17 protein-coding genes and 3 tRNA genes are annotated in these 16,753 nt (G+C 58.8%); 2 read left to right on the top strand and 18 right to left on the bottom strand.

All coding sequences use genetic code 11. The features are described from left to right. Positions 1 to 2 precede the first annotated feature (2 nt). The 18 genes from rpmF to ACHHTY_RS00155 form a co-directional block, all read right to left on the bottom strand. The gene (gene rpmF, locus ACHHTY_RS00240) at positions 3 to 185 is read right to left on the bottom strand and encodes a 50S ribosomal protein L32 (RefSeq protein ID WP_395492027.1); all 183 of its coding nucleotides are present in this window, start codon (positions 183 to 185) and stop codon (positions 3 to 5) included. Positions 186 to 345: 160 nt separating this feature from the next. Then, the gene (locus ACHHTY_RS00235) at positions 346 to 870 is read right to left on the bottom strand and encodes a YceD family protein (RefSeq protein ID WP_395492026.1); all 525 of its coding nucleotides are present in this window, start codon (positions 868 to 870) and stop codon (positions 346 to 348) included. A gap of 66 nt (positions 871 to 936) precedes the next feature. Beyond that, on the bottom strand, positions 937 to 1,449 hold the full coding sequence (locus tag ACHHTY_RS00230) for a hypothetical protein (protein ID WP_395492025.1): 513 nt from the start codon (positions 1,447 to 1,449) through the stop codon (positions 937 to 939). Between the two features lie 56 nt (positions 1,450 to 1,505). Further along, complete coding sequence (locus ACHHTY_RS00225; protein WP_395492024.1) at positions 1,506 to 1,991, bottom strand: Crp/Fnr family transcriptional regulator; 486 nt, start codon at positions 1,989 to 1,991, stop codon at positions 1,506 to 1,508. Positions 1,992 to 1,993: 2 nt separating this feature from the next. Then, positions 1,994 to 2,659, bottom strand: coding sequence for an MlaC/ttg2D family ABC transporter substrate-binding protein (locus ACHHTY_RS00220; protein WP_395492023.1), 666 nt, complete (start codon positions 2,657 to 2,659; stop codon positions 1,994 to 1,996). A 29-nt stretch (positions 2,660 to 2,688) separates the two neighbouring features. Continuing rightward, positions 2,689 to 4,020 (bottom strand): MlaA family lipoprotein, encoded by a 1,332-nt coding sequence (locus ACHHTY_RS00215; protein ID WP_395492022.1) that lies wholly within the window; start codon positions 4,018 to 4,020, stop codon positions 2,689 to 2,691. A 45-nt stretch (positions 4,021 to 4,065) separates the two neighbouring features. Beyond that, positions 4,066 to 4,512 carry an outer membrane lipid asymmetry maintenance protein MlaD gene (gene mlaD / locus ACHHTY_RS00210; protein WP_395492021.1) on the bottom strand — a complete coding sequence of 149 codons (447 nt, stop codon included), beginning with the start codon at positions 4,510 to 4,512 and terminating at the stop codon, positions 4,066 to 4,068. Beyond that, complete coding sequence (locus ACHHTY_RS00205) at positions 4,493 to 5,284, bottom strand: ABC transporter ATP-binding protein (RefSeq protein WP_395492020.1); 792 nt, start codon at positions 5,282 to 5,284, stop codon at positions 4,493 to 4,495. Before ACHHTY_RS00205 ends, mlaD begins: the two co-directional genes overlap by 20 nt. Beyond that, positions 5,281 to 6,069, bottom strand: a complete 789-nt coding sequence (locus ACHHTY_RS00200) for an MlaE family lipid ABC transporter permease subunit (protein ID WP_395492019.1) — start codon at positions 6,067 to 6,069, stop codon at positions 5,281 to 5,283. The genes ACHHTY_RS00205 and ACHHTY_RS00200 overlap by 4 nt, the downstream gene beginning before the upstream one ends. Before the next feature lie 170 nt (positions 6,070 to 6,239). Further along, positions 6,240 to 6,836, bottom strand: coding sequence for a peptidylprolyl isomerase (locus ACHHTY_RS00195; RefSeq protein WP_395492018.1), 597 nt, complete (start codon positions 6,834 to 6,836; stop codon positions 6,240 to 6,242). 415 nt (positions 6,837 to 7,251) lie between these two features. Continuing rightward, positions 7,252 to 7,815, bottom strand: coding sequence for an OsmC family protein (locus tag ACHHTY_RS00190; RefSeq protein ID WP_395492017.1), 564 nt, complete (start codon positions 7,813 to 7,815; stop codon positions 7,252 to 7,254). 282 nt (positions 7,816 to 8,097) lie between these two features. Then, positions 8,098 to 8,174: transfer RNA gene (locus ACHHTY_RS00185), tRNA-Asp, on the bottom strand. A gap of 10 nt (positions 8,175 to 8,184) precedes the next feature. Continuing rightward, positions 8,185 to 8,260, bottom strand: a tRNA-Val gene (locus ACHHTY_RS00180). A gap of 113 nt (positions 8,261 to 8,373) precedes the next feature. Further along, complete coding sequence (lon, locus tag ACHHTY_RS00175) at positions 8,374 to 10,806, bottom strand: endopeptidase La (RefSeq protein WP_395492016.1); 2,433 nt, start codon at positions 10,804 to 10,806, stop codon at positions 8,374 to 8,376. A 6-nt stretch (positions 10,807 to 10,812) separates the two neighbouring features. Then, positions 10,813 to 12,072, bottom strand: a complete 1,260-nt coding sequence (gene clpX / locus ACHHTY_RS00170) for an ATP-dependent Clp protease ATP-binding subunit ClpX (protein ID WP_395492015.1) — start codon at positions 12,070 to 12,072, stop codon at positions 10,813 to 10,815. A 2-nt stretch (positions 12,073 to 12,074) separates the two neighbouring features. Continuing rightward, entirely contained in the window at positions 12,075 to 12,677 is a 603-nt protein-coding gene (clpP, locus tag ACHHTY_RS00165) for an ATP-dependent Clp endopeptidase proteolytic subunit ClpP (protein WP_395492014.1), read from the bottom strand. Then, positions 12,674 to 14,014 carry a trigger factor gene (gene tig, locus ACHHTY_RS00160; RefSeq protein WP_395492013.1) on the bottom strand — a complete coding sequence of 447 codons (1,341 nt, stop codon included), beginning with the start codon at positions 14,012 to 14,014 and terminating at the stop codon, positions 12,674 to 12,676. The genes clpP and tig overlap by 4 nt, the downstream gene beginning before the upstream one ends. An 80-nt stretch (positions 14,015 to 14,094) precedes the next feature. After that, positions 14,095 to 14,177: transfer RNA gene (locus tag ACHHTY_RS00155), tRNA-Leu, on the bottom strand. 226 nt (positions 14,178 to 14,403) lie between these two features. Here ACHHTY_RS00155 and ACHHTY_RS00150 point away from each other — a divergent pair. Then, positions 14,404 to 15,225: a hypothetical protein gene (locus ACHHTY_RS00150; RefSeq protein WP_395492012.1), complete on the top strand. Its 822-nt coding sequence runs from the start codon at positions 14,404 to 14,406 to the stop codon at positions 15,223 to 15,225. Positions 15,226 to 15,560: 335 nt separating this feature from the next. Then, a complete protein-coding gene (locus ACHHTY_RS00145; RefSeq protein ID WP_395492011.1) occupies positions 15,561 to 16,640 on the top strand; it encodes a uroporphyrinogen decarboxylase/cobalamine-independent methonine synthase family protein in 1,080 nt (359 codons plus the stop codon). The last annotated feature ends 113 nt before the right edge of the window (positions 16,641 to 16,753 follow it).

The raw sequence follows: 16,753 nt of genomic DNA, 5'->3' as shown, positions 1-16,753 counted from the left end.
AGTTACTCTTCGTCAAGCTTGATCACCGAACGGCCCTTGTAGGAACCGCAACCGGGGCAGAGGCGATGGGGCAATTTGGGTTCTCCGCATTCGGCGCACTTGGAAACCCCGGGGGCGGTGAGAGCATCATGGGCCCGGCGGGTCCTGGTCCGGGAATGGGAATGTCTTCTTTTCGGCAGGGCCATTTTTCAAACCTCCAGATTATTCAAAATTACAGCTATTTAACGATAAAACCGGAAAAGAGAAAAACCTTCGCTGGCCTTTTCCCGCTTCCGTTTGGCAGAATAACGGCCGCTTCAGCCGCCGCCGGAGAGGCGGCCGGCCTTGATGGCCTTAAAATATCCCTCAAGATGACTTCCAGTTCCGCAAGACGGCGAAAGGGGAAGACCCCGCCTCTTTAGGGCAACGGCAGACACCCCGGTTGAGATCCGCCCCGCAGCCGGGGCAGAGGCCTCGGCACTCCTCGCGGCACAGATGCTTCAACGGCAGGCTCAAATAAAGCTGCTGCGCCAGCAGGTCGGTGACATCCACCAGATCCTCGGTAAGGTAAACGGTGTCCATTTCCTCAACCCGGCAGGAGTGTTCGCGCTCCCCTCCCGCCTGCTCCTCCGCGATGGCCGGGGCAACCTCGAGGTTCAAGCTGAACCGGCTGCTCAAGGGCCAGCGATAGGACTCCAGGCAGCGGTCACAGACCAGTTCGACCGTTGCCTCCAGACTGCCCGCCATAATTACCCGCTCCCCGTCACGGTCCAGGGTAACCTGGGCCCGGGGGGTTCCATGGTGCTTGAGTTCATGACCAGGAAACCACGACTGGTCCACGATCTCGAAAGCCAGCCCTTGGGGCGGAATTTTATCAAACCTGATCAACATGGCGGCAGAGACGGCAATTCGATGAAAATACCAAAACGGGCAAATATAGAATATTTGACCATTCTGTCAAGGAGTTTCCTTGTCCCGGGCCTTTTCCCGCCAGCTTCCTGAAAACTCCAAGACTTTACCCCCCAAACGGCGCTGGGCGGCCAGCCAGGACAGCAGGGCCAGCAAGAGAGCGAAGTTCATACTGAAAAGCCGGTATTCCTGGGCCAGAGCGGGGTCGGCAGCTGTCCGGGCAATTACCAGGCCCAGTGGATGGGCGACCAGGCCTGAAAAAATGAGGGTATAGCCGATGATATAGGCAAAGAAAAGCAGAAAGGGAGCCACGAAGGCGGGCCCAGCCCGCCGCAGGTAAGCCGTGGCCGGCAACAGCACTCGGTCCCCAAGGGTGACCGCCAGCCCAAAAAGACCACCCAGCCCAAACGCTCCCGCCAGCAACAGCAGCTGGGCCGGCAGGGCCAGCTCCCGACTGAGGCTGAAATAAAAGGTGGGAAGGAAAACCAGCAGGGCATAGAGCAGTGCCAGCCGGACCAGGATAGGAAGGCCGGCCGCCGTCCGGCGGTGGGACGATACCATACCGGCTGCTTTTAATTGGCGGCCCAATCGGGAAAATAAAAGCCGGCCGCGGTTCCTCAGAGGATCCATGAAAGGCGTTCACCGGCGCTGCGCAGACGCTGGCGCAGCACCTGGATAATCCTGGTCAGCAGCTTCTGCGCCAGGACCTGATCCTCGCTGAACAGTCGCAGCAGCTGCTGCCGGTCCAAAATCAGCAGCCTCGTTTTTTCCACCGCCACCACCGTGGTCCCGTGCCCGTCACCGCAAACCGCTGCTCCCTCACCAACCATGCCGCCCCGCTCGATTTCCGCCAGCAGGATGAAACGACCGGGAAAAACCGTCGATTTTTTCACCGCAAGTTTGCCGTTGATGACAAAAGCGAGAAACTCCCCGGGCTTATCGTCGGCCATAACCACCTCGCCGGCGGCCAGAACCTCTTGCCGGCAAAGGGCCGCCAGACGGTTGGCCTCTTCCGGCTCGAGAAAAGCCAGAACGGAGACGGCTTTCTTGTGGTCAGAGGCCAAAGGCGCCGGATCAGCAGCGGCGGAAAGGGGAGCGTCCATCACTATTGCTCCTCGAGATCCTTGCCGGTGGCGATGCTTTTCTCCATCCGGCGGATCAGTTCGGCAAAGGAATAAGGCTCAAACTGGGACCGGAAGTTGCGCACCAGACTGACCCCCTCGATGTCAACATCATAAACCAGCCAGTTGCCACCTCTGTACAGCAGCCGGTAATTAACCGGAACCGTCTGACTTTTCATGACAAAGTCGGTATTGACCATGGCAAAGCGGTTGCCCCGGCGATCCTCGCGAATTTCCTGGTCCTTGACCACTACTTCCTCGCCGCTATAACTGTCCACCCGGTCGATATAGTTTTTTTGCAGAAACTGTTTGAAGAGCTCGATGAACCGGCGACGCTCGCCATCGTCGAGTTCCCGCCAACGCGGCCCCAGGGTGCGCATGGAGATTTCAGCAAAATCGAAAAATTCCTCCACCGTGGCCACCACCAGCCGATAGCGTTTTTCCCGGTTTTGCGGGGTCGCCAGTTCCGGGTCGGTGAGAATCCCGATAATTTTATCCACGGCTGCGGCCACCGTCTCCTTGGGCTCGGGGACGGCGGCACGGACCGGCGCGGCCTGGCTGAGCCAGACCCAAGTCAGCAACAGGGCAAAAAACAGGGTGAAGCTGCGAAAAAAAATATCCGGCGAACAACTCTTTGCTTTCAACACCATCAACTCCTTGCCACGATTTATGATCAATCTCAGCGGGCCGCTGGGGCAAAAGTGGTTACCAGCAGGCCGGGGGCACCACGATCGGCCAGGTGCCGCTCCCTTGCTTTAGCCGACGGGAAATCATCCCCGGCCGGAATCATCAACCCGTAAAAATAGTAGTCATCCCGGGCATGAATCACCAGGCAGACCTTGATCTCATCGATGTCCAGGGTGGCCAGCCAGGCCAACGCCTGCTTATGATCGGCAAAGGCCCCGACGTGAATGAAGTAGTTGTCGGCGGGGCAATCGCCGGAGGCCAAACCCGACCAGGCCATTGCCGCTGCCCCGGTCATGGTGCCTGCTTGAGATCCGTCGCCGGCCCCTGCCAACCTGGCCCCATCCAGGCCGGCACCCCTTGCCACGGCTTGCGTTTGCTCGCCGCCGGCCCCTGGCGCGCCGGGCCCTGCTCCAGTTTCAGCGGCCAGAACGGGTCTTTCCCGGGCCGGGGTGAATTCCGGCGCCGTACTGAATATGGCCGGCGCGTCCCCATCCCGGTCGCGCCGTTGAACCTGGTTGCGGCGGTATTGCCAATAGGCATCCCGCACCGCCAGATAAGGATCAAAAGCGGCCTCGGTCATCCGCTCGTATTCACCCAGATGGAGAGAAACCGTATTAACGGTCCGGCCCCCATAAACCGCGGCGCCGGCCCGGGGATCCGAGGCCGCGATATAATAAAGAGGATTGACCAGGGCATCCCCCGCCATTCCCACCGAGTCCCGCAGGGTCGAAGGCCCCAGCAGCGGCCAGGTGATATAAAAACCGTCACCGAAGCCATAAATTCCCAGGGTTTGACCCAGATCAGCGTGACGATGTTTGATGCCAAAACTGTCGGCCGCAGGGTCGGCCAAACCGGCAACGCCGATGGTGGTATTGATCGCGAAGCGAGCCAACTCGCTGCCGCCGGCTTGCAACTGGCCCTGGAGCAGATGGTTGACCACTCGGATCGGGGCGGTCAGATTGCGGAAGAACCGGCGCACACACAAACGGATATCCTCGGGCAGGACCTTGGCATAGCCGCTGGCCACCGGTTCCAGGACCAAGATGTAAAGCCGATCATTGAACGCGAAAAAGACGCGATTCATCGGTTCCAGGGGATCCGCCAGGGTTGAATGCTCATCCGCCCAGGGATCATCTTCCCAGGGGTCGTAATCCCAGGGATCATGGAATTCTCCCTTTTCCGCCCCGGTCGCTCCCGCCGAACCGAAGGCGGTAGCCGCCGGCCCCAGCCCCCAGGCCAAGCCGCAGAACATGACCACCAGAACCGGTCCCAGCCCCAGTCGCAGGCTCCGGTTTTGTTTTTTGCCCCTACCCTTCGTGCCCATCGAGCCCAACCCTTAAGCCTCGCAATTATAACAAGCCGGCCGCGGTCATACCCCGCCGAAAATATACTTGCTGACCAACTCCTCCAGATCCAGGGCGGACTCGGTTTCCATCAACCAGTCGCCATCGGCCAGCAAGAGGTCCGAACCGCCCGGACTGATGCTGATATACTTTTCGCCGATGATGCCCTGGGTTTTGATGGAGGCGATGGAATCCTCGCTCAACTCCACGCCGGAGTCGATGTACATGGTGACCAGGGCACGCTGCCGGTCGCTTAAGTCGATCCTGGCCACCCGGCCCACGCTGACGCCGGCAATCTCCACCACCGCGCCGCGGCGCAGGCCGGAAATGCTGCCGAACTCAGCCTGGACCTGGTATTGCCTCTTCATGGAAAAAGGGGAAAACTCGCCCAACTGGACCGAGAGGTAGACAAAGGAGAAAAAGCCGGCCAGGACGAAGAGCCCCACCACCAGGTCAAGGTTTGCTCTTTTCATAATGGTTTTCCAGGTCTCTGCTCAGATAAATATTACCCATGGTGATCCGGACGAATTCCCGGATCTCCGGATCATCGCTGCGCTGGATATCCTCCGGGCTGGCGAAGTTCTTGGCCTTGCCGTTGCCCATGATGATCACCTGGTCGGCCAGGTTATAGATCTTGGGGATATCGTGACTGACAATCACCGAAGTGTAGCCGAATTTCTGCTGGGTTTCGAGAAAAAGCTGGTAAATCTCCATCGCTTTCTCAGGATCAAGGCCGGTGGTCGGCTCATCGAAAAGCATGATTTCCGGCTGCAGCATCAAAGCCCGGGCCAGGCCGACCCGCTTTTTCATGCCGCCCGAGAGCTGGGCCGGATATTTATCATCGTGACCGGCCAGCCCCAGTTGCTCCAGAGTAGTGAGGACCTTGGACCTGATCTCGTCATCGCCCAGATCGGTTCTTTCCTCCAGGGGCAAGGCCACGTTGGCAAAAACGGTCAGCGAGTCGAGCAGGGCGGAGCCCTGGAAGAGAACGCCGAAATTCATCCGGAGTTCGTTTAGTTCCCGGCCCCGCATCCGGGCGATATCTTTGCCCATCACCAGCACCCGGCCGGAGTCCGGCTTGAGCAGGCCCAGAATCAGCTTCAGAGCCACGCTCTTGCCCTGGCCGCTGGCCCCGGCGATCACCGTGGTCCGGCCGTCGAGGATGGAAAAATCTACTGCGTCCAGCACCTTCTGGCGACCAAAAGACTTGCTGACCGATTCGAATTTAATGATCGGACTGCTCATAAGAGAATCGCCGTCAGGAGATAGTCCCAGACCAGGACGGAAATGGAGGAAAGCACCACCGCCTGGGTGGTGGCCCGGCTGACGCCCTCGGCGCCGAAACCGGCCCCCCGGATCTCATGCACGTAATAGCCGCGGGCGGTACAGATCCACACCACCAGCACGGCAAAAACAAAGGACTTGATAATGCCCATGCTGATATCCTTATTGACCACGCTCAACTCCATGCCGGAGAAATAGGAGCCGGCATTGACCCCCAGGAGCAGTACCCCGGCCACATAACCGCCGAAAATTCCCACCACGCTGAAGATCAGGGTCAGAATCGGGATGGAGATAATGGTAGCCAGAAACTTGGGAGCGATCAGGTAACGAAAAGGATCCACGGCCATGCACTCGAGGGCATCGATCTGCTCGGAGTTGCGCATGATGCCGATTTCAGCGCACATCGCCGAACCGGCTCGACCGATGACCATCAGGGCGGTGAGCACCGGCCCCAGTTCCCGGAGCAAGGAAAGAGCCACCGCCGACCCCAGGGCCCCTTCGGCGCCAAACTTGCGCAGGGTATAATAACCCTGCAAACCCAGCACCATCCCGGTAAAGGCGGCGGTAAAAAAGATGACGGCGAAGGAATTGGCCCCGATCAACCTGGTCTGACGCACCACCGCCCCGAGCCGGAAGGGCCGCCTGAAAATGCCGCGGATGGCCAGGACCAGGAAAATTCCCATCCGGCCCAAATCGCGGACAAAATAGAGAGTACGCTCTCCCAGGCGCTCGATGTGTGCCAGCATAAACCAGTTACCATCAATGATTCAGGAGCAATAGGGGACGGTAGTCGGACCTGTTACAAAGCAGGGAAAATATCCCCGGTGCCTTAATAGCCGCCAAATCAGCGGGCCGGCCGGTACCCCGGCAGCCAACAAAAGGGCAAGGAAAAGCCGAAACCGGCCGCTTGGCCGGCTTACTGCTCCGCCCCCGGCTTGAGCAGTTCCGCCTTCTCGATCAGGACCGTAGTCCTTGGAACATCGGAAGGAAATGGTCCGGCGGGGCCGGTCGGAATTGCCACGATGCGATCAACCACCTCCATCCCTTCGACAACTTCGCCGAAAACCGCATAACCATAGCCCCGGGGAGTCGGGTTCTGGAAATTGAGAAATTCATTATCGGCCACGTTAATGAAGAACTGGGCCGTGGCGGATTGGGGATCCATGGTTCTGGCCATGGCGATGGTGCCCCGCCGGTTTTTCAGGCCGTTGTCGGCTTCATTGCTGACCGGCGATCGGGTCGGCTTCTGCTGAAAACCGGCGGTGAAGCCTCCTCCCTGAATCATAAAACCCGGAATCACCCGATGAAAAATAGTCCCATCGTAATGACCGGCCTCAACATAGCCCAGGAAGTTCCGGACGGTTTCGGGCGCTTTGTCCGGGTCCAGCTGCAGCATGATCCGGCCTTCCGAGGTCTGCAAAACAATTTTAACGGGCTCGGCGGCTACCGCCTTGGTTCCAACGACCGACATCATGGCGGTAAGCACCAAAAAAGCCAACAGAAGTTTGATCATACCATATCTCCTTTCTTGAGATGGCGGGGCCGGGTAGTTGTGGAACCGGCCTGCCGGGCAGGCCGGTTTCACAACTACCCGGCCCCGGTCAGCGCTTGCGATTCATCAGGAACAGCAGTTCTTAAGATCCGGCCAATCATGGCGCCCCATCCAGGCCGCTCAAGGTCAGGCCTGCGAGCGCCACAGCCCTAAAGATCGGACCGGGAAGCAACATAGCACGCCGAGGGATGATTGGCAATGCCTGGAACCGGGTAACCCTGGCGCTTGATCTTCGGCCTGGCGCTCCACCGCGGGGGGCGGCAAGGCGGGATCATCCTTGCTCACAGGAAAATTAGCCTTTTTCGGGCCGGCCCACCTGGCAGATGACGGTGCTTGACCAAGATTCTGCCGAGAATCTCGGCAACAGAGCCTGACCTTAGTGCTCGTCAAGCTGCACGACAACAGCTACGGATTTTGCAATGCTGTTAAATACCGGAGAGTACTTCTGGGCCATCCTGATCAGATCCTCCTTCCGGTCCCGGTCTACATCGGCTTCGATGGTAAAATAAACCCGGATACTTTTATAACCGACCGGGACCTGGTCTGAGATTCCCAGAAATCCCTGGAGGTCCAGTTCCCCTTCATACCTGGATTGGACTTGGGTGAGCCTGACCCCTCTGGCGGCCGCGTGGGCCACCAGACTGGTGGTCAGACATCCGGAGAGGGCAACAAGCAGGTACTCAACCGGATTTGCTCCCAAGTTCGATCCACACAGGACCGGCGGTTCATCAATTTCAAAATCCATCACAGTTCTGGAGTCATCTTCTTGCAAGGCCCCATAAAAATCTTTTACTGTCGCGTGATTATGGGTGCCGTTAAGCCATTTATTTTGGGCTCTGAACTTGAATTGAGCGATTGCCGGTTGTCCTTTGATAAGTTCAATGGTTGCCATCAACTGCTCGACGTTTATGCCGTTGACTTCATTGACATTTGTCATCATCGTCCCCTCCTTCCAATAGTTTTGCCGACTATTCCGCGCTTGTGACTGCGAATATTTTGCCGCATTAGTTTAAAAGGCGGCAAGGAAAAAGTATCGCCAACTTCAAATCGCCAGATTTTGATCGCAGAGCCATTGCGCTAGTCGAAGCCGGTTTGCTGCGATACTCACGAGAGTTTGGGGGCTGGGAAGCAGCAATGAAAGGGTTAGGGCTGGGTAATGGGCGAGGCCCCAAAAACAAAAGGGAAACCAAGCATGCTCGCTTGATTTCCCTTTGTTTTTTTCTGGCGGGGTTGACGGGGCTCGAACCCGCGACCTCTGGCGTGACAGGCCAGCACTCTAACCGGCTGAGCTACAACCCCTGAAAAAGGATGGTGGGCGAAACAGGGCTCGAACCTGTGACCCTCGGCTTGTAAGGCCGATGCTCTCCCAGCTGAGCTATTCGCCCATCCCGATAAGGCACCCTATTAACCATGGGGCCGGCTTTTCGTCAAGCAAAAAAGGTGGCGCTGCGGCAGCGCTGCTCCAGGCTGGGCCTGAGGTCCCGGCCGGGGCAAAACCTCATTGGGGCGAGGAATGCTCCAGGGGCGCCAGGCAAGCCGGCGTCAACCGGGCATCATCACCGGCCGCCGCTTCTCCTTCGTTCCGGAACAGCGTTTCTCCGGCCGGCAAAACCAGGGCCCGTTCCAGAACCTGGTCCACATTGTCCACCGGCTCGATCTGCAGATCCTTGAGAATCTTGGCCGGGATTTCGGCCAGGTTGCGTTCGTTTTCCTTGGGAATCAGGATGCGCCGAATGTTGCCCCGCTTGGCCGCCAGCAGTTTTTCCACCAGCCCGCCGATGGGCAGAATCCGGCCCCGGAGGGTAATCTCCCCGGTCATGGCCAGATCCCGGCGCACCGGCAGCTGCAGCAGGGCTGAAACCAGGGAAGTAGCCATGGTAATCCCGGCCGAGGGTCCGTCCTTGGGGATGGCTCCTTCCGGCACATGGACATGGATATCGAGCTTCTGATAAAAATCCGGGGCCAGATTCAGGCACCGGGCCCGGGTCCGGACATAACTGAGGGCCGCCTGGGCCGATTCCTGCATGACCTCGCCGAGCTTGCCGGTGACGGTCAATTTGCCCTTGCCGGGCATCAGGGCGGTTTCGATCTGCAGCAACTCGCCGCCCACCTCGGTCCAGGCCAGGCCGGTGGCCAGCCCCACCCGGTCCTCCTCTTCGGCCAGGCCGAAGCGGAACTTGGCCACCCCTAGATAACGGGCCACGGCGGCCGGGGTCAGACGATATTTTTTCTCGCTTTTTGAGTGTTTAAGGCGATCGCGGGCGACCTTGCGGCAGATCGCGGCGATGCTGCGCTCAAGATTGCGAACCCCGGCCTCGCGGGTATAACGGCGGATAATCTCCCGCAGGGCCGGAGCGGAAAAAACTATATCACCGGCGGCAAAGCCGTTGGCCTCCAACTGCTTGGGAACCAGGAAACCCTGGGCGATGCCGACCTTGTCCTCTTCGGTATAGCCGTTGATCCGAATGATCTCCATCCGGTCCTGTAAAGGGGCGGGAATCCCGGCCAGGGTATTGGCGGTGGTAATAAAAAAAACGTCGGAAAGATCGTATTCCAGATCGAGATAATGGTCGCTGAAAGCGACGTTCTGCTCGGGATCCAGCACTTCCAGCAGGGCGGCGGAGGGATCCCCCCGGAAATCCATGCTCATCTTGTCCACTTCATCCAGGCAGAGGACCGGGTTGGCCACCTTGGCCTTCTGCATCGCCCGCAGAATTTTGCCGGGCATGGCCCCGATATAGGTCCGCCGGTGGCCGCGAATTTCGGCCTCGTCCCGGATCCCGCCTAAAGAAAGTCTCTCAAAGCGCCGCCCCATGGAGCGGGCCACCGATTTGCAGATCGAAGTCTTGCCAACCCCCGGCGGCCCCACCAGGCAAAGAATGGGGCCCTTGAGCTTCTCCACCCGGGCCTTGACCGCCAGATATTCGAGAATCCGCTCCTTGGGCTTGCTCAGGCCGTAATGATCCTCGTCGAGGATCCGCTCGGCCAGTTCGAGATCGAGCCGGCTATCGCTTTTTTCCTGCCAGGGCAGACTGAGGATGCAGTCGATGTAGTTGCGGACCACGGTTGCTTCGGCCGACATCGCCGGCATCTGCTTAAGCTTCTTGTGTTCATGCTCGACCTTTTCCCGGGCCGCCTGGGGCAGCTTTTTCTCCCGGATTCGCTTATCGAGATCGGCAAGCCCGGCGGCGGTCTCATCCTTGACCCCCATCTCCTTCTGGATAATCCGCATCTGCTCGGCCAGGTAATAATCCTTCTGGGTCTTGTCCATTTTCTTTTTGACCCGGCCGCGGATGTTCTCCTCCAGTTGGGCGATCTGGATTTCCTGGTGGAGCAGTCTGAGTACCAGCTCGAAGCGCTCGGCCAAAGAGAGAGTAGCCAGCACCCGCTGCTTCTCCTCGGTTCCGACCGGCAGATGCGCCACCAGGACATCGACGAACTTGGCCGGATCATTAATCCGGGCCAGCGACTTGACCACCTCGGCGGGAACTCGCTTGTAATGCTGGGTGTAATCCTGGAAAGTCAAGCGCAGTTCGCGCATGAAGGCGAGGGATTCCGGCGAGGAATCGGCCTGGTCGGGCAACTCCTCCACCGCGACCATGAAAATTCCGGCATGGGGCAGATGGCTGATCACCCGGGCCCGGCGCTTGCCCTCCACCAGGGCCTTGATGGTGCCATCGGGCAGGCGCAGCAGTTGCATGACCACCGCCACCGTCCCCACCTCGTGGACATCATCCTCTTCGGGATCTTCCTCGGCGGCATCCTTCTGGGCGGCCAGAAATATCTCGGAGCGGGCGTTCATCGCCTCCTCCAGGGCCTTGATCGAACGCTCCCGTCCCACCACCAGAGGGGCTACCATGTATGGAAAAAGCACGATATCCCGGAGCGGCATCAGGGGATAGACGGTGCGGCCGGCCGTGGAGTCACTCATGGCAAATCAGGCGCTCTTCTTTTCTTCGTTGTCGTAAAGCACCACCGGATAATCACGGTTGGTGATGACCTGCTCGCTGATCACGCATTCGCGGGCTTTTTCCTGCGACGGCAACTCAAACATCACATCGAGCATCGCCTCTTCCATCACCGACCGCAACCCCCGGGCCCCGGCCTTGCGCTTGATGGCCTCGCGGGCGATGGCGGTCAAGGCGCCTTCGGTGAAGCGCAGGCGGATGCCGTCAAAGGCGAAGAGTTTTTCATATTGCCGGGTCAAGGCGTTTTTCGGCTCCCGAAGAATCCGCACCAGGTCGACCTCTTCCAGTTCGTCCATGGTGGCCAGCACCGGCAGGCGCCCCACCAGTTCGGGGATCAGGCCGAAACGCAGCAGATCCTCGGAGGCCACCTGGGCCAGGATCTCCCCGGTCTTCTTCTTGCTTTTGCCCACCACCCGGGCTCCGAAACCCAGGGACTTGGTGCCCACCCGCTGGCGGATCACCTGGTCGAGCCCGACAAAAGCGCCGCCGCAAATGAAGAGAATATTGGAGGTATCGAGCTTGATATACTCCTGCTGGGGATGCTTGCGGCCGCCCTTGGGGGGAATGTTGGCCACCGTACCCTCGATGATTTTGAGCAGGGCCTGCTGCACCCCTTCGCCGGAGACATCGCGGGTCAGGGAGGCGCTGTCGGACTTGCGGGCGATCTTGTCGATCTCATCGATATAGACAATTCCCCGGCTGGCCCGGCCGACATCGTTGTCGGCGGCCTGGAGCAGGCTGACCAGGATGTTTTCGACATCCTCGCCGACATAGCCGGCCTCGGTCAGGGTGGTGGCATCGGCAATGGTGAAGGGCACGTTGAGAATCCGGGCCAGGGTCTGGGCCAGCAGGGTCTTGCCGCTGCCGGTGGGACCGATCAGGAGGATATTGCTTTTCTGAAGCTCGACATCCGGATACTCGCCGTCCCTCTCGCCCTCAACCCGCTTGTAATGGTTGTGCACCGCCACCGCCAGGCTGCGCTTGGCCCGATCCTGGCCGATCACGTAGTCATCGAGCAGGGCCTTGATCTCCGCGGGTTTGAGCGAAGGGGCGCCGGGCGCGCCACTATCCTGCTGGCGCAGGTCCTCGTTGACGATTTCGTTGCAGAGATCGATGCACTCGTTGCAGATATAAACAGTGGGGCCGGCAATCAGCTTCTTGACTTCACTCTGGGGCTTACCGCAAAAGGAGCAGGCAATTCCCTTTTCGTCACTTTTTTTCTTCGCCATTATCAGGCATCCTCGCTGATATTGGTCCGCTCAAGCAGAACCTTGTCGATGATTCCGTAAGCCTTGGCCTCCTCGGCACTCATAAAATAATCACGTTCGGTGTCTTTTTGAATTTTTTTCAGTTTCTGGCCGCTGTGATTGGCCAGGATTTTATTCAAGTCCGCCCGCATCCGCAGAATTTCGCGGGCGTGGATATCAATGTCGGTGGCCTGACCCTGAAAGCCGCCCATGGGTTGGTGGATCAGAATCCGGGCGTTGGGCAGGGCGTAACGCTTGCCGGCGGTACCCGCCGCCAGCAGTACCGCCGCCATGCTGGCCGCCTGGCCCAGGCAGAGAGTGGCGATGTCGCACTTGACGTAGCGCATGGTATCGTATATGGCCAGGCCGGCGGTGACCACCCCGCCGGGGGAGTTGATATAAAAGGTGATGTCCTTGTCCGGATCGTCGGCCTCGAGAAAGAGCATCTGGGCAATGACCACGTTGGCCACTTCATCATTGACACCGGTACCGAGAAAAATGATCCGTTCCTTGAGCAGGCGGGAATAAATATCGTAGGAGCGTTCCCCCCTGGGGGTCTGTTCGATGACAAAGGGAATCAGGCTCATGACGCCTCCTCCTCGGTCTGGGCCGGTTCGGTTTCCGCCGGCGCCGCCGGGGCCGCCACCGTCTTGATCCTGGCCTCCTTGACCAGAAAATTGAGGATTTTTTCGGTCAGCAGTTCATGCATGAAGGGCATCAGTTCGTTGCGGCTGTGGAAGTATTTTTTCACTTCTTCCACCGGCATGTTGTATTGCTCGGCGATCCTTTGAAAGCCCCGGTTGATATCCTCGTCGGCCACTCTGATCTCTTCTTTGGCGGCGATTTTTTTCAGGATGAAGTCGCCCCGCACCCGCTTGGCGGCCCCCTCCTGGTATTTTTCGACCAGGGAATCACGGTTGATCCCCGCCGCTTCCAGGCTCAAGCCCCGATTCTCCAGGTTGGTCTCCAACTCCTTGATCATCGCCTCGATCTCGTAGGCCACCAGTCGGGGGGGGACTTCAAATTCGTGGTTTTTGAGAATCTCCGTCATCACTTTGTCAACCAGATCACCCCGGCGCCCATCTTCCAGGGCCTGCAGGCGCCGTTGGCGGATATCATCGCGCAGCTCGGCCAGGGTGGTGAATTCGGCGTTGACATCCTTGGCGAATTCATCGTCGAGTTCCGGGAGGACCCGTTCCTTGACATCCTTGACCTTGACCTTGAACTCAATGCTTTTGCCGGCCAGAATCATGTTGGGAAAGTTGGCGGGAAAATCCACCGTAAAGGTCGCTTCCTCGCCGGCCTTGAGCCCCACCAGGTTATCCTCGAACTCCGGGCCGATCTGACCGCTGCCGACATCCACGGAAAAATCCCGGCCGCCGACATTTTTCATTTCCTCGCCCTGATCAAAGGCGCTGAAATCAATCGCCGCGATGTCCCCGGCGGCAATGGCCCGGTCGGCAACGCTTTGCAGGGGAGCGGTCTGGCGGCGGAGGTTTTCCAACTCGGCATCGATATCCTCTTCACTAACGGTCAATTCGGCCTGCTCGACTTCAACCCCCTTGTACTCACCCAGTTCAAAAGCCGGCCGGACATCGATTTCGGCCTGATAGAAAAAAGTACCGTCTTCCTCGAAGCGGTGCTCCCGGACCTCGGGATGAACCACGGCATCGAGTTCGGCTTTCTCCAGGGCGTCGAAATAGCTTTCCTGGATCAGGCGGTCGGCGACATCGTATTGGACTTTGGGGCCGTAATTTTTTTCCAGCACCTTGCGGGGGATCTTGCCCTTGCGAAAACCTTTCAGGTTGATTTCACCCTTGAGCTTGTCATAAGCGGCATTAAGCTCTCCGGCGACCATTTCCCGGGGCAGAACCACTTCCAGTCTCCGGGTGAGTGAACTTACTTCTTCAACGCGAACCTGCATATCGGCATCCTTAAATTATATGGTTAATAAAAAATGTATTCAGCGGTTTAAGTTTATCCTATCCTTGGACCTGAGTTATCTGGTGCGAGAGGGGGGAGTCGAACCCCCACGGTTGCCCGCTGGATCCTAAGTCCAGTGCGTCTGCCAGTTCCGCCACCCTCGCTCTTTACATTTGGTCCGTTTTTTCCCTTCCCCGCCGTGGGTCCGTGGAGGGAAAAAACCACGTAAGAGTACTCAACTTTTAGGGGAGCGTCAAGCGCGATACCACATGCCGTTGGCTCCCGAATTGCCTCATAATGAATGTAACCGAAGGCCTCCCTTGAAAAGGGGAAAAACAGGTTCGTTGCCTCAAAAAGTTGGTAACCAAGGATATCAGGAGGTTACCAGCTATGGGCAGACGAGAAAAAGATGCATATCTCGCTAAAATTCGCGATCGCTACCGCAAGGCGAGCCGTGAGCAAAAGAGCAAAATACTCGACGAATTCTGTGCCGTGTGCGACTATCAGCGCAAATACGCGATTCGTCTCTTGTCGCAACAACATGCGGCAAGGCCTCCGGCCCGGCTAGTTGGCCGCAAGGCGCGATACAATCATCCCGGATTGATCCGGGTTATCCGGCGCATCTGGCTTGCCACCGACCAGATGTGCGGCAAGCGGCTCAAGGCGGCGTTGCCCCTGTGGATGCCCCATGACGAGGCGGAACATACTCCATACGACCGGGAAGTCAGCGCGTTGTTGGCCCTGATCTCGCCGGCCACCCTGGATCGGCTGTTGCGAGATCTCCGGGCGGATGCTCCTTGCAAAGAGCTGACGGGGACCAAGCCGGGGACTCTGCTGAAGAACAAAATCCCAATCCGCACATCAAACTGGGATATAACGCTACCGGGATACTTGGAGGCCGACACCGTGGCTCATTGCGGCAACAGCCTCGCCGGCGACTTCGTCTGGAGCCTCACCGTGACCGACATTCTCACGAGATGGACTGAATGTCGAGCCACCTGGAACAAGGGCACCAAGGGCGTGGTGAAGCAGATCCAATCAGTCTATGAACGGGCGCTGACCTGCGAAAGCATCGACATGGTGCAAAAACAACGGTTGCGCGGTCTCGCCTTTTCCCTCAACCCCTTTGAGCTAAAACGCCGCATTGAAGAGAAACTGAAGGCTATTTTTCAACTCGTCCCGGTAACCTCCAATGTGAGGCATCGTATCTGACACCTCCGGTTACTTTTTCTATTGAGGCAACACGTCCCAAGATCGCACTCCCGGCTCACCTCAACTGCGCCGGGATCTCATCGCTCTCTGTCCGACGAAGAACAAATCATTGAACAATTATGCTCAAAACAGGTCACTCTTAATATTATGCATAATTAACCGGTTGCGAATCCGCCACGGCAAGCAATAACTCAGCCCTTTAATTCCATTGACATTTCGCCCTATTATTGCTAGCTAGTCTGCAGCCGTCCACCGGTGAACGGAAAGCTTTGCCGAGTTGCGGCGGCCCCATGATTGCGTCCATCCCGGCAATACAGAAACCAGCGGATTTTTCCATGACCGAGCGTAGCGAGTTCCTGCCGGCCGGCGCCGCCACCCTGATCGGCAGCCTGCCGGTGCATGATTATGAAGAGGCCCTGGAGCTGATCCTGGCCCATACCCCGGAAATTCCCCTCTGGCCCCAACTGCCGGGTAATCCGGCCGAGGGCATGCTCCAGCAGTTCAGCGAAAATCTGCCCGGTTTCTGCGAAGAAACGGGCAAGGCTTTTTTCCGCACCAGCTCACTGGACTTCGCCGAGCGGCACCTGGCCTTTTTCGAGGCCTACCTGGCCGCCGCCGAGGACCCGGCCCGGCTCGATGAGTCCCTTTTCGCCAGCAGTCCGGCCCGGGTACCCGGTCTTTATCAATTGCAGGCCAGGCTGACCCAGAGCCCGCCGGCCGGTTTGCGGGCGGTCAAGGGCCAGATCACCGGCCCCTTCACCCTGCTGACCGGGCTCAAGGACGAACAGCGCCAGGACGCCTGGTACGATCCCACCATCCACGAGATCGTAGTCAAGGGCCTGGCCCTGCGGGCGGCCTGGCAGGCGCGCTTTCTGGCCGCGGCCGGCAAGCCGGTACTGATCTTCCTGGACGAACCGGCCCTGGCCGGCCTCGGCTCCTCGGCCTACATCAGCGTCTCGCTCGAGGAAATCGGCCGCGATCTGGACGAAGTTCTCACCGCGGTCCGACAGGCGGGGGGGCTGGCCGGCATCCACGTCTGCGCCAATACCGACTGGGATTTTCTCCTCGAGCGCCGGCTGGACATTCTGAGCTTTGACGCTTACGGTTTTTTTGACCGCCTGATCGGCAGTAAAAAGGCCCTTTACGCCTTTCTCGACCGGGGCGGCATCCTGGCCTGGGGCCTGGTGCCCACCGCCGAACCGGAGGCCATCGCCCAGGAAACGGCTTCCTCCCTGGCCGCCCGCTGGCAGCAACAGGCGGAGCAGTTGGTCAACGGAGAGTGGGATCTGGCCCGGATCCTCCAGCAGAGCCTGATCACGCCAAGTTGCGGCACCGGCTCGCTGAACCCGGCCGAGGCCCGACGGGTCCTGGAACTGACCCGCGATCTGACCAGCCTGCTGCGCAAAAATTTTTAGTTTCTTGAGTTTAGAGCTGGCTGATATTTTTTTTACCCTGAAGGGCCCGGAAAACCGGAGGAGACGGCAAGCGGGCCGGAATGCCCGTTGACGCTTCCGGTCATCGAGGCTTT

Source organism: Desulfurivibrio nitratireducens (genome assembly GCF_044068515.1).
Classification (GTDB): Bacteria; Desulfobacterota; Desulfobulbia; order Desulfobulbales; family Desulfurivibrionaceae; genus Desulfurivibrio.
The sequence above is the reverse complement of the archived record's forward strand: the minus strand, read 5'-3'. Positions and strand labels throughout refer to the sequence as shown.